This window comes from Mesorhizobium vachelliae, from assembly GCF_033977325.1.
Classification (GTDB): Bacteria; Pseudomonadota; Alphaproteobacteria; order Rhizobiales; family Rhizobiaceae; genus Mesorhizobium; species Mesorhizobium vachelliae.
Genome location: NZ_JAVIIR010000004.1, coordinates 176,937 through 198,701, shown reverse-complemented (window position 1 = coordinate 198,701; position 21,765 = coordinate 176,937). Strand labels below are relative to the sequence as shown.

The 21,765-nt window shown below is 63.0% G+C and carries 17 protein-coding genes and 3 tRNA genes; 17 read left to right on the top strand and 3 right to left on the bottom strand.

The window, feature by feature from the left end; genetic code table 11:
• Window positions 1–6: 6 nt before the first annotated feature.
• Window positions 7–804, top strand: coding sequence for a hydroxypyruvate isomerase (gene hyi, locus RFM41_RS11160; RefSeq protein WP_320245262.1), 798 nt, complete (start codon window positions 7–9; stop codon window positions 802–804).
• A gap of 190 nt (window positions 805–994) precedes the next feature.
• Window positions 995–1,912: a 2-hydroxy-3-oxopropionate reductase gene (locus tag RFM41_RS11155; RefSeq protein WP_320245261.1), complete on the top strand. Its 918-nt coding sequence runs from the start codon at window positions 995–997 to the stop codon at window positions 1,910–1,912.
• A 115-nt stretch (window positions 1,913–2,027) separates the two neighbouring features.
• Here the strand turns inward: RFM41_RS11155 and RFM41_RS11150 are convergent, their stop codons facing one another.
• Entirely contained in the window at window positions 2,028–2,885 is an 858-nt protein-coding gene (locus RFM41_RS11150) for a TrmH family RNA methyltransferase (RefSeq protein WP_320245260.1), read from the bottom strand.
• 199 nt (window positions 2,886–3,084) lie between these two features.
• Here RFM41_RS11150 and RFM41_RS11145 point away from each other — a divergent pair.
• Window positions 3,085–3,169, top strand: a tRNA-Tyr gene (locus RFM41_RS11145).
• 87 nt (window positions 3,170–3,256) lie between these two features.
• A tRNA-Gly gene (locus RFM41_RS11140) sits at window positions 3,257–3,330 on the top strand.
• 74 nt (window positions 3,331–3,404) lie between these two features.
• On the opposite strand, the gene RFM41_RS11135 is transcribed toward RFM41_RS11140, so the two are convergent.
• Entirely contained in the window at window positions 3,405–3,860 is a 456-nt protein-coding gene (locus tag RFM41_RS11135; RefSeq protein WP_320245259.1) for a YidB family protein, read from the bottom strand.
• A 129-nt stretch (window positions 3,861–3,989) separates the two neighbouring features.
• Between RFM41_RS11135 and RFM41_RS11130 the strand changes: the two genes are divergently transcribed.
• The gene (locus RFM41_RS11130) at window positions 3,990–4,247 is read left to right on the top strand and encodes a GlsB/YeaQ/YmgE family stress response membrane protein (protein WP_320245258.1); all 258 of its coding nucleotides are present in this window, start codon (window positions 3,990–3,992) and stop codon (window positions 4,245–4,247) included.
• 69 nt (window positions 4,248–4,316) lie between these two features.
• Here the strand turns inward: RFM41_RS11130 and RFM41_RS11125 are convergent, their stop codons facing one another.
• Window positions 4,317–5,204 (bottom strand): DMT family transporter, encoded by an 888-nt coding sequence (locus tag RFM41_RS11125; RefSeq protein ID WP_320245257.1) that lies wholly within the window; start codon window positions 5,202–5,204, stop codon window positions 4,317–4,319.
• A 226-nt stretch (window positions 5,205–5,430) separates the two neighbouring features.
• Between RFM41_RS11125 and tuf the strand changes: the two genes are divergently transcribed.
• The 12 genes from tuf to rpoC all read left to right on the top strand — a co-directional run bounded on the left by tuf (window position 5,431) and on the right by rpoC (window position 21,710).
• Window positions 5,431–6,606: an elongation factor Tu gene (tuf, locus tag RFM41_RS11120; RefSeq protein WP_040983039.1), complete on the top strand. Its 1,176-nt coding sequence runs from the start codon at window positions 5,431–5,433 to the stop codon at window positions 6,604–6,606.
• A 279-nt stretch (window positions 6,607–6,885) separates the two neighbouring features.
• Window positions 6,886–8,424 (top strand): COG3904 family protein, encoded by a 1,539-nt coding sequence (locus RFM41_RS11115; protein WP_320245488.1) that lies wholly within the window; start codon window positions 6,886–6,888, stop codon window positions 8,422–8,424.
• A gap of 88 nt (window positions 8,425–8,512) precedes the next feature.
• Window positions 8,513–8,998 (top strand): group II truncated hemoglobin, encoded by a 486-nt coding sequence (locus RFM41_RS11110; protein ID WP_320245256.1) that lies wholly within the window; start codon window positions 8,513–8,515, stop codon window positions 8,996–8,998.
• 148 nt (window positions 8,999–9,146) lie between these two features.
• Window positions 9,147–9,222, top strand: a tRNA-Trp gene (locus RFM41_RS11105).
• Window positions 9,223–9,573: 351 nt separating this feature from the next.
• On the top strand, window positions 9,574–9,777 hold the full coding sequence (secE, locus tag RFM41_RS11100) for a preprotein translocase subunit SecE (RefSeq protein WP_027170383.1): 204 nt from the start codon (window positions 9,574–9,576) through the stop codon (window positions 9,775–9,777).
• A 27-nt stretch (window positions 9,778–9,804) separates the two neighbouring features.
• On the top strand, window positions 9,805–10,332 hold the full coding sequence (nusG, locus tag RFM41_RS11095) for a transcription termination/antitermination protein NusG (RefSeq protein ID WP_041003121.1): 528 nt from the start codon (window positions 9,805–9,807) through the stop codon (window positions 10,330–10,332).
• Window positions 10,333–10,518: 186 nt separating this feature from the next.
• Complete coding sequence (rplK, locus tag RFM41_RS11090) at window positions 10,519–10,947, top strand: 50S ribosomal protein L11 (RefSeq protein WP_040983061.1); 429 nt, start codon at window positions 10,519–10,521, stop codon at window positions 10,945–10,947.
• Between the two features lie 4 nt (window positions 10,948–10,951).
• Window positions 10,952–11,650 (top strand): 50S ribosomal protein L1, encoded by a 699-nt coding sequence (gene rplA, locus RFM41_RS11085; protein WP_127879981.1) that lies wholly within the window; start codon window positions 10,952–10,954, stop codon window positions 11,648–11,650.
• A 369-nt stretch (window positions 11,651–12,019) separates the two neighbouring features.
• The gene (rplJ, locus tag RFM41_RS11080; protein ID WP_127868901.1) at window positions 12,020–12,538 is read left to right on the top strand and encodes a 50S ribosomal protein L10; all 519 of its coding nucleotides are present in this window, start codon (window positions 12,020–12,022) and stop codon (window positions 12,536–12,538) included.
• Window positions 12,539–12,592: 54 nt separating this feature from the next.
• Window positions 12,593–12,973 carry a 50S ribosomal protein L7/L12 gene (gene rplL, locus RFM41_RS11075; RefSeq protein ID WP_040983055.1) on the top strand — a complete coding sequence of 127 codons (381 nt, stop codon included), beginning with the start codon at window positions 12,593–12,595 and terminating at the stop codon, window positions 12,971–12,973.
• A 271-nt stretch (window positions 12,974–13,244) separates the two neighbouring features.
• Window positions 13,245–17,381 carry a DNA-directed RNA polymerase subunit beta gene (gene rpoB / locus RFM41_RS11070; protein WP_320245255.1) on the top strand — a complete coding sequence of 1,379 codons (4,137 nt, stop codon included), beginning with the start codon at window positions 13,245–13,247 and terminating at the stop codon, window positions 17,379–17,381.
• A gap of 132 nt (window positions 17,382–17,513) precedes the next feature.
• The gene (gene rpoC / locus RFM41_RS11065) at window positions 17,514–21,710 is read left to right on the top strand and encodes a DNA-directed RNA polymerase subunit beta' (RefSeq protein WP_041008660.1); all 4,197 of its coding nucleotides are present in this window, start codon (window positions 17,514–17,516) and stop codon (window positions 21,708–21,710) included.
• The last annotated feature ends 55 nt before the right edge of the window (window positions 21,711–21,765 follow it).

Sequence of the window (21,765 nt, the reverse complement as noted above, 5' to 3'; positions counted from 1 at the left end):
AGAAGAATGCCGCGTTTTTCAGCCAATCTTTCGATGCTCTTCGGCGAGCACGAGTTCCTCGATCGCTTCGATGCCGCCGCTCGCGTGGGCTTCAAGGGCGTCGAATATATCGGCCCCTATGACCATGCGCCGGATGTCGTCGCCGCGCGCCTGAAGAAGAATGGCCTCAGCCAGGTTCTCTTCAACCTGCCGGCCGGCGACTGGGCGAAGGGCGAGCGCGGCATCGCCGTGCTGCCCGACCGCGTCTCGGAATTCCGCCAGGGCGTCGCCAAGGCGATCACCTATGCGCATGCGCTGGGCTGCGAGCAGGTCAACTGCCTTGCCGGCATCGCACCGCAGGGCTCCGACCGAGCCGTGCTGGAAAACGTCTTTGCCGACAACCTCGCCTTCGCGGCCGAGAAGCTGGAGCAGGCCGGCATCAGGCTGCTGATCGAGCCGATCAACACGCGCGACATCCCGGGCTTCTTCCTGAATTATTCCGACCAGGCCCTGGCGCTGATCGACCGCATCGGCTCGAAGAACCTGTTCCTGCAATACGACATCTATCACATGCAGATCATGGAGGGGGATCTCGCCCGTACGATCGAGGCAAACCTTCCCCGCATCGCGCATATCCAGCTTGCGGACAATCCCGGCCGTCACGAGCCGGGGACGGGCGAGATCAATTATCCCTTCCTCTACGACCACATCGATCGCCTCGGCTATTCCGGCTGGATCGGCGCCGAATACAAGCCGAAGGCCGGCACGGAAGCCGGGCTCAGCTGGTTCAAGGAACTCGCCGGGCAGGGAAGTGCAGCGGCCTAGAGCCGGCGCCGAAGCTGCCAATCTCCCCACCTGTGGGGGGTGAGGAGTGGTCCGCGAAGCGGATGCGAAGCCAAGTACTTGGCTTCGTAAACGACGAACGCCCGGAGCGACAGCGAAGGGCCGGGTAGGCGGGCAGGCCAGAGGGGGCGCGAAGGAACGCGACCTCAACAAATACTGACGGAGCAAATCAATGGAAACCGTAGGTTTCATCGGACTCGGCATCATGGGCGCGCCGATGGCGGGGCATCTTCTCGACGCAGGCTACAAAATCATCGCCAGCGACCACCGCTCCAAACCGCCGGCGGAACTCACGGCCAAGGGCTTGAAATCCGTCTCCGGCCACAATGCCGTGGCCAAGGCCGCCGACATCATCATCGCCATGGTGCCCGACACGCCTCAGGTGGCGGACGTTCTGTTCGGCGAGAACGGCGTCGCCGCTGGCCTGTCCAAGGGCAAGCTTGTCATCGATATGAGCTCGATCTCGCCGATCGCCACCAAGGAATTTGCGAAAAAGATCAACGACCTCGGCTGCGATTATCTCGACGCGCCGGTGTCGGGCGGCGAGGTCGGCGCCAAGGCGGCCTCGCTTACCATCATGGTCGGCGGCGAGGAAAAGGCTTTTGAGCGCGCCAGGCCGATCTTCGAGAAGATGGGCAAGAACATCACGTTGGTAGGCCCCAACGGCGTCGGCCAGACCACCAAGGTCGCCAACCAGATCGTCGTGGCATTGACCATCGAAGCCGTCGGCGAAGCTCTTGTTTTTGCTTCCAAGGCCGGCGCCGATCCGGCCAAGGTCAGGCAGGCACTGATGGGCGGGCTCGCTGCCTCGCGCATCCTCGAAGTGCATGGCGAGCGCATGATCAAGCGCACCTTCGCGCCGGGCTTCCGCATCGAATTGCACCAGAAGGACCTCAACCTGGCGTTGGAAGGCGCGAAGGCGCTCGGGGTGTCGCTGCCCAACACCTCGACCACGCAGCAACTGTTCAATTCCTGCGCAGCCAATGGCGGCGGCAAGGAGGATCATTCGGCGCTGGTCAGGGCGCTGGAGCGCATGGCGGCGCATGAGGTCGGCGGAGAGAGGACACAAACCAAGGGAAAAGCAGCTTAGGTTAAGAGGGGCGGCTCAACGTTCCCACGCCGCCTGTTCTTTTCCTGTCAGAGAACGGGTTCCTGCGTTTGCCGCAGGGGCCCGTTTTTCGCCTCGAGGCTAAAGTCGATCCGGCTCAGCGCTTCAGGAATGCATTCGCCGCGTAGAGGCTGACCGCCGCCGCATTGGACACATTGAGCGAATGGATGGCGCCGGGCATGTCGAGCCGCGCCAGCGCCGTCACCGTCTCGCGTGTCTTCTGTCGCAAGCCCTTGCCCTCGGCGCCCAGCACCAGCGCGATCTTTGCGCCGTCGAAAGTCTTTTCCAACTCCGCCGGTCCTTCCGAATCGAGCCCGATGGTCTGGAAGCCAGCTTCGTGCAGCTGGTCCAGCGCATCGGCGAGGTTCTTCACCTCGATCTGGTCGATATGCTCCAGCGCGCCCGAGGCGGATTTGGCCAGCACACCCGATTCCTGCGGACTGTGGCGGGCAGTGGTGATCAGCGCGCCGGCGCCGAAGGCGACCGCTGAGCGCAGGATGGCGCCGACATTGTGCGGGTCCGTCACCTGGTCAAGCACCAGCACCAGCTTTGTGTCGCCGAGCGCGTCGAGACGCTTCGGCTTGAGCGGCTCGGCTTCGATCAGCACGCCCTGATGCACCGCGTCCGATCCGGTGATCCTGTCGATGTCCTTCGGCTCGACCAGCTCGGCCTTGAAGGGCAGGGCGGCAAGATCGTTTATCGCCAGCCGCTCGGCGGCGTTGCGGGTCACCAGCATCTTCCTGATCTTGCGGCGCGGATTGTCGAGCGCCGCCCGCACCGTATGCAGGCCGTAAAGCCGTACCAGTCCGTCACCTGGCGCTTCGCCCGGAGGAACCGGCTGGCGCGGCCGGAATGCCGGTGCACCGCCCGCCTTCTGGTCGCGATGGGCGCGCCTCAGCTTGGCGTAATGGGTGTCCTTGCGCGTGCCGGGCTTGTTGCTTTTGTCGTCGCTCATGGGGGTCTCTATAGCGGTCCCGTCCGGCTAAGGATATGGGCTGAAGACATGAATGCCGAACATCCTCGAAAAACCCTCGCCGCGCCGGTTGACACCCACCGGCCTTGCCGCCATAAGGCGCTTCGCTGATTTCGGAGAAGATCTTACTCGGGCTCCGGATCAGCGCGAATGCCTCGTTGCATGGCTCCGGCGGCAGACTGGAGAGGTGCCCGAGTGGTTAAAGGGGACGGACTGTAAATCCGTTGGCTTAGCCTACGTTGGTTCGAATCCAACCCTCTCCACCACTGCCGGCCCGGAAGCCCTGAAACGAAAGTCTCGGACCGAAATGTGCATGGCGCTTTTCGGATGAATCCGGTACCTCAGTGCAAGGCGCGGGTATAGCTCAGTGGTAGAGCAGCAGCCTTCCAAGCTGAATATGCGGGTTCGATTCCCGCTACCCGCTCCAGATTTCCCCCTCGCACCCTCCAAAGAAAACGCCGCGCGCCGGGGCGCGCAGCGTTTCCATTTCGTCCAGCCCGCTTAGCTGTTGAAGGCCGAGGCGACCTGATGGTTCTGCGGAACCTGGCCGTTCGGCGTCAGCTTGTCGACGATACCGGGCAGCGCCGTGGAGAGCTGCTGCAGCAATTCCTGCTCGTTCATGCCGGTGCGTTGCGCGATCTCGCGGATCACCGCCGGCCCGAGCGCCGAGCCGAGATCATTCGGATTGATCGATTGGTTCTGGCCTGTGCCGACCCAGGAGTCTGCGACGTTGCCATGGCCGGCATCCTTCAGCTTGTCGAGCAGGCCGCCGAGGCCGCCGAGCAGGCCGCCATCGGCGGATGTGTCGGTTCCCGCAGGCGTCGGCGCCGGCGCTTGCGGCGCGGCCGCTTCTTCGCTTCTGCCGCTCAGCATCTTGCCGACCAAAAGCGCGCCGAGCGCGATCATCAGGGGTTTGGTGATGTTGCCGCCCGGAACGGCGTTGTCAAAAAGGCCCATAATGGATCTCCTTATCCAGCCAAGTCCGCCCGGCCCCACAATGGCGCATACGGGCGGAATATCAAGCTGTCTTGAGCTTTTGACAATCATATGAAAAAGATTGGGGCGGCGGGGAATTTGGAGGGAATTATGGGCATCATCAGCTGGATCATTCTCGGCATCGTCGCCGGCTTCATCGGCAGCAAGATCGTCAACAAGACCGGCCAGGGCATGGTTATGGATATTGTGCTCGGCATCGTCGGCGCCATTGTCGGCGGCGTGATCTTCAGCGCCTTCGGCGCGCAGGGCGTCACCGGCCTCAACATCTGGAGCCTGATCGTTGCCGTCATCGGCTCGGTCGTCGTGCTGTGGGCCTATCACCAGATTTCCGGCAAGCGCACGCTGTAGAGGCAAGGTCGCCGCATTGATCGGCTGTTGAAGGTCGACCCGTTCGGGTCGGCCTGCTCTGGATTTATGTCAGGCGACCATCGCCAGCCGGCGCCTTCTTTCGTCGAGCGAGACGATCACGAGGCCGCTGGCCATCACCAGGAGGATGCCGCAGACGGCGAGCGCGTTGGGAAACTGTCTGAACACCAGCAAGCCCGAAATGACCGCCCAGACGGTGAAGCAGTAATAAAAGGGCGCGACCGCGCTTGTCGGTCCGACCCGGTAGGCCATGAAGATGAAGAAATGGCCGAAGATCAGGAACAAGCCCGCTCCCGCGATCAGCAGCAGATGGCGTCCCTCCGGCATCACCCATTGCTCGGAGACAAGATGCGCCGCGCCTGAGCCGACCAGCACCACCAAGACCGCGGAGATGGCCACGATCATGCCCGGCACCTCGGCGCCCACCTTGCGGCCGGCTATATCGCGCACCGCCGCAAAGGCGGCGTTGCCGAGCGCCAGCAGGGCATAGACCGAAATGCCCTGCATCGTCGGCTGGGCCACCATGAGCGCCCCGACAAAGCCGAGGCCGATCAGCGCCATGCGCGTGGCGCCGATCTTTTCGCCGAACAGCATCGAGGAGCCGACCAGCACGATGAGCGGCGTGACCTGCCCGAGCGCGGTGGAATCCGCGATCTGCATGTTGGCCAGGGCGACGACGTAGCAGAGGATCGCCAGCAGCTCGAACAGGTTGCGGCGCAGCACCTTGCGCTCGAAGAGCAGCGGGATCTGCCTGGCATAGCCGAGCATCAGAAGCAACGGCACGCCCCACAGCGTCGCGGCAGCACCCCGCAGCAGGAGTACCTCATAGGGCGGCAGCCCGGCGGTCGCGAGCTTCATCATCGTGTCGTTGACGAGATAGGATCCCGTCGAGACGACCATGAACAGCGGACCGCGGACATTGGATGGAATGAACTGCATGCGCCGACAAGATCAGAGCGGCGTCGCGGCGGCAATGGGCCAGCCCGGAGCCTTTGATTTTACCGGCGGCAGCCCTATATCCGCTCCACATCCCCCTGAAATCGACTGTTGTTCGGGTCGAGCGGGAATCCGCCCAGCCACAAGGCACTTGTGTTTTTCGGCCGTTGTCGCTAATCGCCCCGCATTCGACTGAACTGAAGGTCAAGGCCGTCCAAGGAAAGAGACTATGGCAAAAGGTAAATTCGAGCGCACCAAGCCGCATGTGAACATTGGCACGATCGGCCACGTCGATCATGGCAAGACGTCGTTGACGGCGGCGATCACGAAGTATTTTGGCGAATACAAGCGCTATGACCAGATCGACGCGGCGCCGGAAGAGAAGGCGCGCGGCATCACGATTTCGACGGCGCATGTCGAGTATGAGACGGCCAACCGTCACTATGCCCATGTCGACTGCCCCGGCCACGCCGACTATGTGAAGAACATGATCACCGGTGCCGCGCAGATGGACGGCGCGATCCTGGTTGTGTCGGCCGCCGACGGCCCGATGCCGCAGACCCGCGAGCACATCCTGCTTGCCCGCCAGGTCGGCGTGCCCTCGATCGTGGTGTTCTTGAACAAGGTCGACCAGGTCGACGACGCCGAGCTGCTCGAGCTGGTCGAGCTTGAGGTTCGCGAGCTTCTGTCGAAGAACGAGTTCCCCGGCGACGACATTCCGATCGTCAAGGGCTCGGCGCTGGCTGCTCTCGAAGATTCCAACAAGACCATCGGCGAGGACGCCATCCGTGAGCTGATGGCTCAGGTCGACGCCTATATCCCGACGCCTGTTCGTCCGCTGGACAAGCCGTTCCTGATGCCGATCGAGGACGTGTTCTCGATCTCGGGCCGCGGCACGGTGGTGACCGGCCGCGTCGAGCGCGGCGTGGTCAAGGTCGGCGAGGAACTGGAGATCGTCGGCATCCGTCCGACCGCCAAGACGACCTGCACGGGCGTGGAAATGTTCCGCAAGCTACTCGACCAGGGTCAGGCCGGCGACAACATCGGCGCGCTTCTGCGCGGCATCGACCGTGAAGGTGTCGAGCGCGGCCAGGTTCTGGCCAAGCCCGGCTCGGTGAAGCCGCACAAGAAGTTCGTGGCCGAAGCCTACATCCTGACCAAGGACGAAGGCGGCCGTCACACGCCGTTCTTCACCAACTACCGTCCGCAGTTCTACTTCCGCACGACCGACGTGACGGGCATCGTGACGCTGCCGGCCGGCACCGAGATGGTCATGCCCGGCGACAACATCACTGTCGACGTCGAGCTGATCGTGCCGATCGCGATGGAAGAGAAGCTGCGCTTCGCCATCCGTGAAGGCGGCCGCACCGTCGGTGCAGGCATCGTCGTCACCATCAAGGAATAATCGATCCGGCTGTTGCCGGTTCGACAGGAAAGGGCGGTCTTCGGGCCGCCCTTTTGCTTTGGAAGCAGTATTGCGCCGGCCTGTTCAATTCTATTGCAAGCACCGTCACTGCCACTAGTATGGGTCGCACCGAGGGGCTTGCCGGACGTGGTTTCAACATTCCGTTCAAAGATCATACGGTGTTGGCGCGGGCTGCTTCGGTTGGGATTGGCTGCCGCCATCGGGCTGGCCGCCTTTAGCGCAGCCGCGAAGGAAGAGCCGCCGGATTACGGTCCGGCGATGCGCTTCGCCGTCGTGCGCAGCAGCGCGCCGGGCTGCGAGCCGAACTGCCCGGAATGGATTTCCGCCGAAGGCACGATCGAGGCCGGCACGCCGGCGCTGCTGAAACGTCTGCTGAAAACGCTTGGCGGGCGGCGGCTGCCAATCGTCGTCAATTCTCCCGGCGGCAATGTCGAGGCCGCGCTCCAGCTTGGCCGCCTGGTCCGCAAGAACAAGCTCGATATCGCGGTCGGCATTACGGAGTTTTCCGGCTGCTCGCCCGGAATGGAGAATTGCCGGGACAATGACGCCAAGAGCCAACCCTATTCGGGCGTCGCTCATGACAGCGGCGCGATGTGCAATTCGGCCTGTCCGCTGATGTTTGCCGGCGGCATCCGCCGCGTGGTCGGCGAATGGGCCTATCTCGGCGTCCACCAGATCACCACCACCTACCAGCGCGAGAAGCTGCTCTACCGCACGACCTATCGGGTCCTGAACGGCAAGAAGAAGATCATCAGCACCAGGATCGTCAGCCGCAAGAATGCCGGCAGCTACAAGACCTACGAGATGAGCAAGGCGGTCGAGAAGCGACTGTCGGCCTATTTGAAGGAGATGGGTGTCGAGCAGGGCGTGCTCAGCGTGATGAAGGCGACGCCAGCCAGCGACATCAGGCAGATCGAGCCCCACGACATGCTGGAGATGAAGCTCGTCACCAGCCTGGATTCGCTCGATTTGCTGACCGAGAGAACCATCTGCCAGCGCCAGCCGGCGCCGGCGAATTGTCGCGCGATCCCGGCGAACGGCGCGCCGGCCACGGTCGCGGCAGTCGAGGCCGGGCCTTCACCCATTGCGTCGGTTCCCGCCCCGGCGCCGCAGGCCAACGAACAGGGGATGCGCTTCGCTCTCGTTCGTGGCAGTAATCCACTTTGCAATCCCGACTGCCCGGAATGGATTTCGGCGGAAGGCACGATCGCCGCGGACACGGCCGACAAGCTGCGTCAGCTGCTCGATACGATACGCGAGCGCCGCTTGCCCGTCGTCATCAACTCGCCGGGTGGAGACGTGCAGGTTGCGCTTGCCGCGGGCCGGCTGATCCGCGAGCGCAAGCTGGATGTCGCGGTCGCGCGAACGGATTTTCTCGATTGCGATCCTGGCGTGGTGGGATGCGTCACAACGGACGGTCTTCATACCGGCCTCACCATCGAAGCTGGCGCCGAATGCGACGCGGCGTGTGCGGTGATGATCGCCGGCGGCGTCCGGCGCCTGGTGGGCGCCGATGCGCATTTCCTCGTGCATTCCATGGGCATGGAAGACAAAGTCAGGGCTTACCTCGACGAGATGACGATCGGCTCGGGTTTTTTCGTCGCCATGCAGTCGGCCGAATATGCAAAGCACAGGGAACTCAGCCGGGAGGAACTGAAGACATTCGGACTGACGACCGGACCGCAATCGGTGGACGCGCTGACGGGCGCCACCATCTGCAGATCCGCACCCAGGCCGGACAATTGCCGCGTCCTTCCGGCCGCCGACGCCGAGGCAAAGGCGCCGGCGAAGCTCTGATGCCTTGTACTGGCCATGGAGCCAGGTTGAGTCGGGCAGGGCGACACCATTATCCTCCTTGCTCTCTTTGCGGCATGGAGGATCGGCGATGAGCGAGGACGTCCCGACTTTATATACATGGGTCGGCGGCAGCGAGGCGCTGAATCGGCTGACCCAGACTTTTTATGACAAGGTGGCCGCGGATCCGGTTGTCGGGCCGGTGTTCAGACACATGTCGCCGGATCACCCAGCCCATGTCGCCGCCTTCATCGGCGAGGTCTTCGGAGGACCGAAGACTTACAGCGAGAAGCATGGCGGCCATCGCGAGATGGTGATGCATCACCTTGGCAAGCATCTGACCGAAGAGCAGCGCCGCCGCTGGATCAATCTCCTTGCCGACGCGGCGGACGAGGTCGGCCTGCCGGACGATCCCGAATTCCGATCCGCCTTCATGGGCTATGTCGAATGGGGATCGCGGCTGGCGAAGATGAATTCGAATCTCGGCGAGACCTGCGATCCCGAGACCGAGCCGATGCCAGCCTGGGGCTGGGGCGTGCCGGGTGGGCCTTACAAGCAGCCAGCCGGGAAGTCGTAGGGCGGGGCGCTCTGTTTTTGCCGCCACGATCCGTCGCCGACGGAAATGGAATCCAGATTTCCGGCAAAGGTTCTAAAACCGCTGCTGAGTGCTCTTTACAGAGTGCCCGGAAGCTTTTAGGAAGCGCCTGCGCCGAACAAGCGCATGCACGGGCATAGCTCAGTTGGTAGAGCGGCGGTCTCCAAAACCGCAGGTCGTAGGTTCGAGCCCTGCTGCCCGTGCCATTCCCAAAAATTGCTGATCGAAAGCTTCCCACGGTTGAAAATCGGCGGGTGGCTTGCCATATCGCGGAAATTGGGGCATAAGCCCCGCATAGCCGGGACGGGACGACTGGATGGTTCCGAGGCGGCGTTAGGACATAAAGCGGACCCTTGCCACTTGCGTGGATTAAGAATCGGTTTTATGTAGACAAGACAGACACGCGACGCGTGGAGCTGGGAAGCCGGCTTTACGCGTCTGATTTGCGTGGGTGAAATAGCGGCGCTGATTCGCGCCGCATAGAGCCCAGGCGGCACGTCCCGGCCAGCGGGATCATCCAGGAGGCCCGGCCAACGGGCCTTGAAGACAGGCGGCAAATGGCTTCGAAAACCACCAATCCCTTCACCTTTCTCCAGCAGGTCCGCGCGGAGACGGCCAAGGTGACATGGCCTTCGCGGCGCGAAACCATGATCTCGACCGTGATGGTCCTGGTGTTCGCGGTGATCGCGATGCTGTTCTTCTTCGCTGCCGATATTCTGATGGGCTATGCGATCGAGTGGATCCTGGGTCTCGGGCATTAATTCGGCGGTTTACGGAGAGGTCGTGAAATGACAGCGCGGTGGTATATCGTCCACGCCTATTCGAACTTCGAGAAGAAGGTCGCCGAGGACATCGAGAACAAGGCCAAGCAGAAGGGCCTGTCGGGTGAGATCGAGCAGATCGTTGTGCCGACCGAGAAGGTCGTCGAGATCCGCCGCGGCCGCAAGGTCGATGCCGAGCGCAAGTTCTTCCCGGGCTATGTGCTCCTGAAGGCCAATCTGACCGATGCCGTGTTCTCGCTGGTCAAGAACACACCGAAGGTCACCGGCTTCCTGGGCGACTCCAAGCCCGTGCCGATCACCGAGACCGAGGCGCAGCGCATCCTGAACCAGGTCCAGGAAGGCGTCGAGCGGCCGAAGCCTTCGGTCACCTTCGAGATCGGCGAGGCGATCCGCGTTTCAGACGGTCCCTTCGCGTCGTTCAACGGCGTCGTCCAGGAAGTGGACGAGGAGCGGGCCCGCCTCAAGGTGGAAGTTTCGATCTTCGGGCGCGCCGTGCCCGTCGATCTGGAATTCGGACAGGTCGAAAAGGGCTGATGTCCGAAGATCCGCGCCCGGAGGGCGTCGGGATCCGCGCCGCAAGGCGTCGGGGCGGAAGCTGAAAGGCGCCGCATGAACGGGTGGGAGGCGAGGGCGGCATAGCCGGTCGTCGGAACCGCACCACCAGACTGCAATCGCCGGTATCCCGCTAATGGGCCGGCATGAGAAAAGGCAGGAATAGAGATGGCTAAGAAAGTTGCAGGCCAGCTCAAGCTCCAGGTTGCCGCGGGCTCGGCTACGCCGTCGCCCCCGATCGGCCCGGCGCTTGGTCAGCGCGGCATCAACATCATGGAGTTCTGCAAGGCGTTCAACGCGCAGACCCAGGAGATGGAGAAAGGGTCGCCGATCCCGGTCGTCATCACCTACTACCAGGACAAGTCATTCACCTTCGTCATGAAGACGCCGCCGGTGAGCTACTTCCTGAAGAAGGCCGCCAACCTGAAGTCGGGCTCCAAGGAGCCGGGCAAGACCAAGGTCGGCACGATCAGCCGCGACAAGGTGCGCGCGATCGCCGAGCAGAAGATGAAGGACCTGAACGCAAACGACGTCGAAGCGGCCATGCGCATGGTCGAGGGCTCCGCCCGCTCGATGGGCCTGGAAGTGGTGGGCTAAGATCATGGCAAAGATTGCAAAGCGTGTTGCCAAGAGCCGCGAAGGCATCGATCCGAACAAGGCTTACGCCCTCTCCGAGGCGCTGCAGCTGCTCAAGGACCGGTCCAAGGTGAAGTTCGACGAGACCGTCGAGGTCTCGATGAATCTCGGCGTCGATCCGCGCCATGCCGACCAGATGGTCCGCGGCGTGGTCAACCTGCCGAACGGCACCGGCCGTTCGGTGCGCGTTGCCGTGTTCGCTCGTGGCGACAAGGCCGAGGAAGCCAAGGCCGCTGGCGCCGATATCGTTGGCGCCGAGGACCTGGTCGACATCGTTCAGAAGGGCACGATCGATTTCGATCGCTGCATCGCCACCCCGGACATGATGCCGCTGGTCGGCCGTCTGGGTAAGGTGCTCGGCCCGCGCGGCATGATGCCGAACCCGAAGGTCGGCACCGTGACCACGGACGTGGCCGCAGCCGTCAAGGCTTCGAAGGGCGGCGCCGTCGAGTTCCGCGTCGAGAAGGCCGGCATCGTCCAGGCCGGCGTCGGCAAGGTCTCGTTCGACGTCAAGGCGCTGGAAGAGAATGTCCGCGCCTTCGCCGATGCGGTCAACAAGGCCAAGCCTGCGGGCGCCAAGGGCAACTACGTCAAGAAGGTGTCGGTCACCTCGACGATGGGCCCCGGCCTCAAGCTCGACATCGCGACGCTCGCCGCGTCGTAAGTGTCACACGATCGGCTGACGCCGGTCATTGAAGAATTCCGGACCGCCGATCCGTCGGCGGCCCGGTACCCCGGAAGCCGAAAGGTTTCCGGATATCCTGTCCGAGATTGCAGGCGGCCCAACAGCCTTAATTCATGTGGGCCTGCATGAGACGGGTGAAGACCCGACAAAGGAGCGGCAAGCTCCAATGAAAGGTTCGAACCGTGTTTGCCTTTTGTCAGCGCATCGCCGGCTTTGCCGTCGGTGTGGCGAAAGGGGGCAGGATCCTCGAGCGTCGTTCGGGAGATCCGTTTTTGGATGGCCCGGCCGGCAAAAGGCAACCCGACTTCTGACCTCGAAAATGAGGCAGTGGTCAACTGGAGATAGGCAGTGGACAGAGCGGAAAAGCGCGAACTCGTCACGGGCCTGAATGATGCGTTCTCGAACGCGGGTTCAGTCGTCGTGGCCCACTACGCCGGTATCACCGTGGCGCAAATGAACGACCTTCGGTCGAAGATGCGCGCTGCCGGTGGCACCGTCAAAGTCGCGAAGAACCGTCTCGCCAAGATCGCTCTTCAGGGCACGGACTCCGCATCGATCATCGATCTGTTCAAGGGACAGACGCTGGTCGCTTATTCGGAGGATCCGATTGCGGCGCCGAAGGTCGCGTCCGAATTCGCCAAGGGGAATGACAAGCTGGTCATTCTCGGCGGCGCGATGGGCTCGACCTCGCTCAACGCCGATGGTGTCAAGGCACTCGCCACGATGCCGTCGCTCGACGAGCTGCGCGCCAAGCTGGTTGGCATGATCGCCACGCCGGCAACCCGGATCGCCCAGATCGTCAATGCGCCCGCGGCTTCGGTCGCGCGCGTCATCGGCGCTTACGCCCGGAAGGACGAGGCGGCATGAGGCCGTTCCTCGCTGTCAACAACACACGTTCGAACCAACTAAAGGAATATCAAAATGGCTGATCTCGCGAAGATCGTAGACGACCTTTCGAAGCTGACCGTCCTCGAGGCGGCTGAGCTGTCGAAGCTCCTGGAAGAAAAGTGGGGCGTTTCGGCCGCCGCTCCGGTGGCTGTTGCCGCCGCTGCTGGTGGTGCTGCCGCTGCTGCTGCTCCGGCTGAAGAGAAGACGGAATTCGACGTCGTTCTCGCCGATGCCGGCGCCCAGAAGATCAACGTCATCAAGGAAGTCCGCGCCATCACCGGCCTTGGCCTCAAGGAAGCCAAGGACCTGGTCGAAGCGGCTCCGAAGCCGGTCAAGGAAGGCGTTTCCAAGGCCGACGCCGACAAGTTCAAGGCTCAGCTGGAAGCAGCTGGCGCCAAGGTCGAGCTGAAGTAAGCCTGTTAGGCGAGGGCGGACGGTCTCGCGCCGTCCGCCCCCTCTCTTGGAACTGAGGGAGGGTTTTGTTGCGCGAGGCGTTTGAAAACCTCTTTCCTGAGGGCCGAAAAACGGCCTTCCGGAAACGGGTTTTCTCCCGTTTTAGCCGGTAGCCGCCAAGCGATTGGAAAAGGCGGCCGGAAAAACAGATAGGGGCAGCCGCCGAGGCCGCCCATTGGTGCAAGGCGAGCCGCGGCGAGGTTCGTCCCGAGTTTAGAGCTAAGGAGCGACGATGGCCCAGACCCAGACTTTCAATGGCCGCAGACGCGTACGCAAGTTCTTCGGAAAGATCCCGGAAGTTGCGGAGATGCCGAACCTCATCGAGGTTCAGAAGGCATCCTATGACCAGTTCCTGATGGTGGACGAGCCGAAGGGCGGCCGTCCGGACGAAGGGCTGCAGGCCGTTTTCAAGTCGGTCTTCCCGATCTCCGACTTTTCCGGCTCCTCGATGCTGGAGTTCGTGAAGTATGAGTTCGAGGCACCGAAATTCGACGTTGACGAGTGCCGTCAGCGCGACCTGACCTATGCCGCGCCGCTGAAGGTGACGCTGCGCCTCATCGTGTTCGATATCGACGAGGATACCGGAGCGAAGTCGATCAAGGACATCAAGGAGCAGGACGTCTACATGGGCGACATGCCGCTCATGACGTCGAACGGCACCTTCATCGTCAACGGCACCGAGCGTGTCATCGTCTCGCAGATGCACCGCTCGCCGGGCGTCTTCTTCGACCATGACAAGGGCAAGTCGCACTCGTCGGGCAAGCTTCTGTTTGCCGCGCGCGTCATCCCCTATCGCGGTTCTTGGCTCGACATCGAGTTCGATAGCAAGGACGTCGTGCACGCCCGCATCGACCGCCGCCGCAAGATCCCGGTGACGTCGCTGTTGATGGCGCTCGGCATGGACGGCGAAGAGATCCTGTCGACCTTCTACAACAAGATCACCTACAAGCGCTCCGGCGACCACTGGCGCATCCCGTTCAACGTCGAGCGGTTCCGCGGCCTGAAGGCCGTCGGCGACCTGGTCGATGCCGACACGGGCGAGATCGTTGTCGAGGCCGGCAAGAAGATCACCGCCCGCCAGGCCCGCCAGCTCGGTGAGAAGGGTCTCAAGGCCATCAAGGCGACCGACGAGGACCTGCTCGGCAACTATCTCGCCGAGGACATCGTCAACTACGCCACCGGCGAGATCTTCCTCGAGGCCGGCGACGAGATCGACGACAAGACCCTGAAGGTGCTGCTCGGCACCGGCGAGGAAGAGATCCAGATACTGGACATCGACCACGTCAATGTCGGCGCCTACATCCGCAACACCTTGGCCGTCGACAAGAACGAGAGCCGCCAGGACGCGTTGTTCGACATCTACCGCGTCATGCGCCCGGGCGAGCCGCCGACGCTCGAGACCGCCGAAGCCATGTTCAACTCACTGTTCTTCGACAGCGAGCGCTACGACCTGTCGGCCGTCGGTCGCGTCAAGATGAACATGCGCCTCGAGCTCAAGGCCGAGGACACCGTGCGCGTGCTGCGCAAGGAAGACATCTTGGCCGTGGTCAAGACGCTGGTGGAGCTGCGCGACGGCAAGGGCGAGATCGACGACATCGACAATCTCGGCAACCGCCGCGTGCGTTCGGTCGGCGAGCTCATGGAGAACCAGTACCGCGTCGGCCTGCTGCGCATGGAGCGCGCGATCAAGGAACGCATGTCCTCGATCGAGATCGACACGGTCATGCCGCAGGACCTGATCAACGCCAAGCCGGCGGCCGCCGCCGTGCGCGAGTTCTTCGGTTCCTCGCAGCTGTCGCAGTTCATGGATCAGACCAACCCGCTGTCGGAGATCACCCACAAGCGCCGCCTTTCGGCGCTTGGACCGGGCGGTCTGACTCGCGAGCGCGCCGGCTTCGAGGTGCGCGACGTGCACCCGACGCATTACGGCCGCATCTGCCCGATCGAGACGCCGGAAGGCCCGAATATCGGTCTGATCAACTCGCTGGCCACTTTCGCGCGTGTCAACAAGTACGGCTTCATTGAAAGCCCGTACCGCAAGATCGTGAACGGCAAGCTGACCAACGAGGTCGTCTATCTGTCGGCGATGGAAGAGGCCAAGCACTATGTCGCGCAGGCCAACGCCGAGCTCGACAAGAATGGCAGCTTCGTCGACGAGTTCGTCATTTGCCGTAACGCCGGCGAAGTGATGATGGCGCCGCGCGAGAACGTCGACCTGATGGACGTCTCGCCGAAGCAGATGGTGTCTGTCGCGGCGGCGCTCATCCCGTTCCTCGAGAACGACGACGCCAACCGCGCTCTGATGGGCTCGAACATGCAGCGTCAGGCCGTGCCGCTGGTGCGCGCCGAGGCGCCGTTCGTCGGCACCGGCATGGAGCCGGTCGTCGCCCGTGACTCGGGCGCGGCGATCGGCGCCCGTCGCGGCGGCGTGGTCGACCAGGTGGACGCCACCCGTATCGTCATCCGCGCCACGGAAGATCTCGATCCCGGCAAGTCGGGCGTCGACATCTACCGGCTGATGAAGTTCCAGCGTTCGAACCAGAACACCTGCATCAACCAGCGTCCGCTGGTGCGCATGGGCGACCGCGTCAACAAGGGCGACATCATTGCCGACGGTCCGTCGACCGAGCTCGGCGATCTGGCGCTCGGCCGCAACGTGCTGGTCGCGTTCATGCCGTGGAACGGCTACAACTACGAGGACTCGATCCTGCTCTCCGAGCGCATCGTGGCCGACGACGTCTTCACCTCGATCCACATCGAGGAGTTCGAGGTCATGGCGCGCGACACCAAGCTCGGGCCGGAGGAAATCACGCGCGACATTCCGAACGTTTCGGAAGAGGCGCTGAAGAACCTCGACGAGGCCGGCATCGTCTATATCGGTGCCGAGGTGCAGCCGGGCGATATCCTGGTCGGCAAGATCACGCCGAAGGGCGAAAGCCCGATGACGCCGGAAGAAAAGCTTCTGCGCGCCATCTTCGGCGAGAAGGCCTCCGACGTCCGCGACACCTCCATGCGCATGCCTCCGGGCACCTTCGGCACGGTCGTCGAAGTGCGCGTCTTCAACCGCCACGGCGTGGAGAAGGACGAGCGTGCGATGGCGATCGAGCGCGAGGAGATCGAGCGTCTGGCCAAGGACCGCGACGACGAACAGGCGATCCTCGATCGCAACGTCTATGCGCGTCTTTCCGACGTGCTTGTCGGCAAGGAAGCCATCGCCGGACCGAAGGGCTTCAAGAAGGGCTCGAAGCTGTCGAAGGACACGCTCGACGAGTATCCGCGTTCGCAGTGGTGGCAGTTCGCCGTCGAGAACGAGAAGCTCCAGGGCGAGCTCGAGGCTCTGCGCGGCCAGTATGACGAGTCCAAGAAGGCGCTTGAGCAGCGCTTCATGGACAAGGTCGAGAAGGTGCAGCGCGGCGACGAAATGCCTCCGGGCGTCATGAAGATGGTCAAGGTCTTCGTGGCGGTGAAGCGCAAGATGCAGCCGGGTGACAAGATGGCCGGCCGTCACGGCAACAAGGGTGTCGTGTCGCGCATCGTTCCGGTCGAGGACATGCCTTTCCTCGACGACGGCACGCATGCCGATATCGTGCTCAACCCGCTGGGTGTGCCGAGCCGCATGAATGTCGGCCAGATCCTGGAAACGCATCTGGGCTGGGCTTGCGCAGGCATGGGCAGGAAGATCGGCGAGCTGATCGACGCGTATAAGGGTGGCGGCGACATCAAGCCGCTGCGCAAGACGCTGGAAAGCTTCATGCCGGCCAACGACCGCAACGAGCCGATCCGCGAATATGACGACGAGAGCATCGTTCGCCTGAGCGAGCAGATGCGCCGCGGCGTCTCCATCGCGACCCCGGTGTTCGACGGCGCGCATGAGGCCGACATCAACACCATGCTGGAGCAGGCAGGCCTGCACACCAGCGGTCAGTCGCAGCTCTATGACGGCCGCACCGGCGAGCCGTTCGATCGCAAGGTGACGATGGGCTATATCTATATGCTCAAGCTGCATCATCTGGTGGACGACAAGATCCACGCGCGTTCGATCGGTCCGTACTCGCTCGTCACCCAGCAGCCGCTGGGCGGCAAGGCCCAGTTCGGTGGCCAGCGCTTCGGCGAAATGGAGGTCTGGGCGCTCGAAGCCTACGGCGCCGCTTATACGCTGCAGGAAATGCTGACGGTGAAGTCGGACGACGTCGCCGGCCGCACCAAGGTCTACGAGGCGATCGTGCGCGGCGACGACACGTTCGAGGCGGGCATTCCGGAGAGCTTCAACGTTCTCGTCAAGGAAATGCGCTCGCTGGGTCTCAATGTCGAGCTGGAGAACACCCAGGTCGAAGAGACCCCGACGCGTCTGCCCGACGCAGCCGAATAAGGCTATGGCGCGCCGCTCTTTGAAGAGGCGGCGCGTCCCTCAAATCTTCGGCCGGTTTGACCGGCCAGTCTGCGGACAAATCGTCCGCGATCGATTGAAGGGGTTATCGAGGACCCCGAAAAGGAGAACGGCATGAACCAAGAGGTCATGAATCTCTTCAACCCGCAGGCGCCTGCGCAGGTGTTCGATTCCATCCGGATCTCGCTTGCCAGCCCAGAGAAGATTCTGTCCTGGTCGTTCGGCGAGATCAAGAAGCCGGAGACCATCAATTACCGCACCTTCAAGCCGGAGCGTGACGGTCTGTTCTGCGCGCGCATTTTTGGCCCGATCAAGGACTATGAGTGCCTGTGCGGCAAGTACAAGCGCATGAAGTACAAGGGCGTCATCTGCGAAAAGTGCGGCGTCGAAGTCACGCTGTCGCGCGTTCGCCGCGAGCGCATGGGCCATATCGAGCTTGCCGCGCCCGTCGCCCATATCTGGTTCCTGAAGTCGCTGCCCTCGCGCATCGGCACGCTGCTCGACATGACCCTCAAGGACATCGAGCGGGTGCTCTACTTCGAGAACTACATCGTCACCGAGCCGGGCCTCACCGCGCTGAAGGAGAACCAGCTCCTCAGCGAAGAAGAGTACATGCTTGCCGTCGACGAGTATGGCGAGGACTCTTTCACCGCCATGATCGGCGCCGAGGCCATCCATGACCTTCTGGCCGGCATGGACCTGGAGAAGATCGCCGGCGACCTGCGTTCGGAGCTGGCTTCGACCACGTCCGAGCTCAAGCAGAAGAAGTACCTGAAGCGGCTCAAGGTCGTCGAAAACTTCATGGAATCCGGCAACCGTCCGGAATGGATGATCATGAAGGTGGTTCCGGTGATTCCGCCGGATCTGCGTCCGCTGGTTCCCCTGGACGGCGGCCGCTTCGCGACGTCCGACCTCAACGACCTCTATCGCCGCGTCATCAACCGCAACAACCGCCTCAAGCGGCTGATCGAGCTGCGTGCGCCCGGCATCATCGTGCGCAACGAAAAGCGCATGCTGCAGGAAGCCGTTGACGCGCTGTTCGACAACGGCCGTCGCGGCCGCGTCATCACCGGCGCCAACAAGCGTCCGTTGAAGTCGCTGTCCGACATGCTCAAGGGCAAGCAGGGCCGGTTCCGCCAGAACCTGCTCGGCAAGCGCGTCGACTATTCCGGCCGTTCGGTCATCGTGACCGGTCCGGAGCTGAAGCTGCACCAGTGCGGCCTGCCGAAGAAGATGGCGCTCGAGCTCTTCAAGCCCTTCATCTACGCCCGCCTCGACGCCAAGGGTTTCTCCTCGACCGTCAAGCAGGCGAAGAAGCTGGTCGAGAAGGAGCGTCCGGAGGTTTGGGATATCCTCGACGAGGTGATCCGCGAGCATCCGGTGCTGTTGAACCGCGCGCCGACGCTGCACCGCCTCGGCATCCAGGCGTTCGAGCCGACCCTGATCGAAGGCAAGGCGATCCAGCTGCATCCGCTGGTCTGCACCGCCTTCAACGCCGACTTCGACGGCGACCAGATGGCGGTCCACGTGCCGCTTTCGCTGGAAGCGCAGCTTGAAGCCCGCGTGCTGATGATGTCGACCAACAACATCCTGCACCCGGCCTCCGGCGCGCCGATCATCGTGCCGTCGCAGGACATGGTTCTCGGTCTCTACTATCTCTCGATCGTCAACCAGAACGAGCCGGGCGAAGGCATGGTGTTTGCCGACATGGGCGAGCTCCAGCATGCGCTGGAGACCAAGGCCGTGACGCTGCACGCCAAGATCAAGGGCCGCTTCCGCACCGTCGACGCTGAGGGCAACGTCGTGTCGAAGATCTACGACACCACGCCCGGCCGCATGATCATCGGCGAGCTTCTGCCGAAGAACGTCAACGTGCCGTATGAGACCGCCAACCAGGAGATGACCAAGAAGAACATCTCCAAGATGATCGACACCGTCTACCGCCACTGCGGTCAGAAGGAGACGGTCATCTTCTGCGACCGCATCATGGCGCTCGGCTTTGCGCATGCCTGCCGTGCCGGCATTTCGTTCGGCAAGGACGACATGCTGATCCCGGACACCAAGCTGAAGCTTGTTTCCGACACCGAGGCTTTGGCCAAGGAATACGAGCAGCAGTACAATGACGGCCTGATCACGCAGGGCGAGAAGTACAACAAGGTCGTCGACGCCTGGGCCAAGTGCTCGGAAAAGGTCGCCGACGAGATGATGGCGCGCATCAAGGCGGTGGAGTTCGAGGAAAACGGCCGTCAGAAGCCGATGAACTCGATCTACATGATGTCGCATTCGGGTGCGCGCGGTTCGCCCACCCAGATGCGCCAGCTCGCCGGCATGCGCGGCCTGATGGCCAAGCCCTCGGGTGAAATCATCGAGACGCCGATTATCTCGAACTTCAAGGAAGGCCTGACCGTGCTCGAGTACTTCAACTCGACCCACGGCGCCCGCAAGGGTCTGGCCGATACCGCCTTGAAGACGGCGAACTCGGGTTACCTCACCCGCCGTCTCGTCGACGTGGCGCAGGACTGCATCGTCAACTCCGTGGATTGCGGCACCGACAAGGGCCTCACCATGCAGCCGATCGTCGATGCCGGTCAGATCGTCGCTTCGGTCGGCCAGCGCGTGCTGGGCCGCACCGCGCTCGACGACATCAACCATCCGGTCTCCGGCGAATTGCTGGTCAAGGCCGGCAAGCTGATGGACGAGCGCGACGTGGAGCAGATCGAAAAGGCCGGCGTGCAGTCGGTCCGCATCCGTTCGGCGCTGACCTGCGAGGTCAGGACCGGCGTGTGCGCCGTCTGCTACGGACGCGACCTGGCCCGCGGCACCCCCGTCAACCAGGGCGAGGCCGTCGGCGTCATCGCGGCGCAGTCGATCGGCGAGCCGGGCACCCAGCTCACCATGCGTACCTTCCACATGGGCGGCACGGCGCAGGTGGTGGATTCTTCGTTCCTTGAAGCCTCCTATGAGGGCAAGGTGCAGATCCGCAACCGCAACGTGGTGCGCAACTCGGAAGGCCAGCAGATGGTCATGGGCCGCAACATGGCGGTGCTCATCCTCGATGAGACCGGCAAGGAGCGCGCCACGCACCGCGTTGCCTATGGTTCGCGTATCTTCGTGGACGATGGCGACAAGGTAAAGCGCGGCCAGCGTATCGCCGAGTGGGATCCCTATACCCGCCCGATCCTCACCGAAATCGAGGGTCGCGTGGCGTTCGAGGATCTGGTCGACGGCATCTCCGTCCAGGAAACGGCCGACGAGTCGACCGGCATCACCAAGCGTGAGGTCATCGACTGGCGTTCGACGCCGCGCGGCAGCGACCTGAAGCCCGCGATCGTCATCCAGGACGCCAAGGGCAAGGTCGGCAAGCTGTCGAAGGGCGGCGATGCCCGCTTCCTGCTCTCGGTCGAGGCCATCCTCTCGGTCGAGCCGGGCGCTCATGTGAAGCCTGGCGACGTGCTGGCGCGTATCCCGATGGAAAGCGCCAAGACCAAGGACATCACCGGCGGTCTGCCGCGTGTTGCGGAACTGTTCGAGGCTCGCCGTCCGAAGGATCACGCTATCATCGCCGAGATCGATGGCACGATCCGCTTCGGCCGCGACTACAAGAACAAGCGCCGCATCATCATCGAGCCGCATGACTCGACGCTGGAGCCGGTGGAGTACCTGATCCCGAAGGGCAAGCCGTTCCATCTCCAGGACGGCGACGTCATCGAGAAGGGCGACTATATCCTCGACGGCAATCCGGCGCCGCACGACATCCTGGCGATCAAGGGCGTGGAGGCGCTTGCCTCCTACCTCGTCAACGAGATCCAGGAGGTCTACCGTTTGCAGGGCGTGTCGATCAACGACAAGCACATCGAGGTGATCGTTCGCCAGATGCTGCAGAAGGTCGAGATCACCACGCAGGGCGACTCGACCTACATCCCGGGCGACCACGTCGACGTGATCGAACTGGAAGAGGTCAACGAGCGCCTGATCGAGGACGGCAAGAAGCCGGCCGAAGGTCAGCCGGTGCTGCTCGGTATCACCAAGGCCTCGCTGCAGACGCCGTCCTTCATCTCGGCCGCCTCCTTCCAGGAGACGACCAGGGTGCTGACCGAGGCAGCGGTTGCCGGCAAGACCGACATGCTGCAGGGCCTGAAGGAAAACGTCATCGTCGGCCGTCTGATCCCGGCCGGCACGGGCGGCACGATGAGCCAGATCCGGCGCATCGCCACCTCGCGCGACGAGCTCATCATCGACGAGCGCCGCAAGGCCTCCGGTGTCGAGGTCGCCGACCCGATGCTGACCGACATGGTCAACGCCGCGCAGTAAGAACGGCATGACATGAGAGACGACGAGAAGGGGCCTACACGGCCCCTTCTTGCAT

What these genes read in the sequence shown, in the direction of transcription:
- hyi (WP_320245262.1), top strand. Translation starts at nt 7, where the DNA reads ATGCCGCGTTTTTCAGCCAATCTTTCGATGCTCTTCGGCGAGCACGAG.
- RFM41_RS11155 (WP_320245261.1), top strand. Translation starts at nt 995, where the DNA reads ATGGAAACCGTAGGTTTCATCGGACTCGGCATCATGGGCGCGCCGATG.
- RFM41_RS11150 (WP_320245260.1), bottom strand. Translation starts at nt 2,885, where the DNA reads ATGAGCGACGACAAAAGCAACAAGCCCGGCACGCGCAAGGACACCCAT.
- RFM41_RS11135 (WP_320245259.1), bottom strand. Translation starts at nt 3,860, where the DNA reads ATGGGCCTTTTTGACAACGCCGTTCCGGGCGGCAACATCACCAAACCC.
- RFM41_RS11130 (WP_320245258.1), top strand. Translation starts at nt 3,990, where the DNA reads ATGGGCATCATCAGCTGGATCATTCTCGGCATCGTCGCCGGCTTCATC.
- RFM41_RS11125 (WP_320245257.1), bottom strand. Translation starts at nt 5,204, where the DNA reads ATGCAGTTCATTCCATCCAATGTCCGCGGTCCGCTGTTCATGGTCGTC.
- tuf (WP_040983039.1), top strand. Translation starts at nt 5,431, where the DNA reads ATGGCAAAAGGTAAATTCGAGCGCACCAAGCCGCATGTGAACATTGGC.
- RFM41_RS11115 (WP_320245488.1), top strand. Translation starts at nt 6,886, where the DNA reads ATGCGCTTCGCCGTCGTGCGCAGCAGCGCGCCGGGCTGCGAGCCGAAC.
- RFM41_RS11110 (WP_320245256.1), top strand. Translation starts at nt 8,513, where the DNA reads ATGAGCGAGGACGTCCCGACTTTATATACATGGGTCGGCGGCAGCGAG.
- secE (WP_027170383.1), top strand. Translation starts at nt 9,574, where the DNA reads ATGGCTTCGAAAACCACCAATCCCTTCACCTTTCTCCAGCAGGTCCGC.
- nusG (WP_041003121.1), top strand. Translation starts at nt 9,805, where the DNA reads ATGACAGCGCGGTGGTATATCGTCCACGCCTATTCGAACTTCGAGAAG.
- rplK (WP_040983061.1), top strand. Translation starts at nt 10,519, where the DNA reads ATGGCTAAGAAAGTTGCAGGCCAGCTCAAGCTCCAGGTTGCCGCGGGC.
- rplA (WP_127879981.1), top strand. Translation starts at nt 10,952, where the DNA reads ATGGCAAAGATTGCAAAGCGTGTTGCCAAGAGCCGCGAAGGCATCGAT.
- rplL (WP_040983055.1), top strand. Translation starts at nt 12,593, where the DNA reads ATGGCTGATCTCGCGAAGATCGTAGACGACCTTTCGAAGCTGACCGTC.
- rpoB (WP_320245255.1), top strand. Translation starts at nt 13,245, where the DNA reads ATGGCCCAGACCCAGACTTTCAATGGCCGCAGACGCGTACGCAAGTTC.
- rpoC (WP_041008660.1), top strand. Translation starts at nt 17,514, where the DNA reads ATGAACCAAGAGGTCATGAATCTCTTCAACCCGCAGGCGCCTGCGCAG.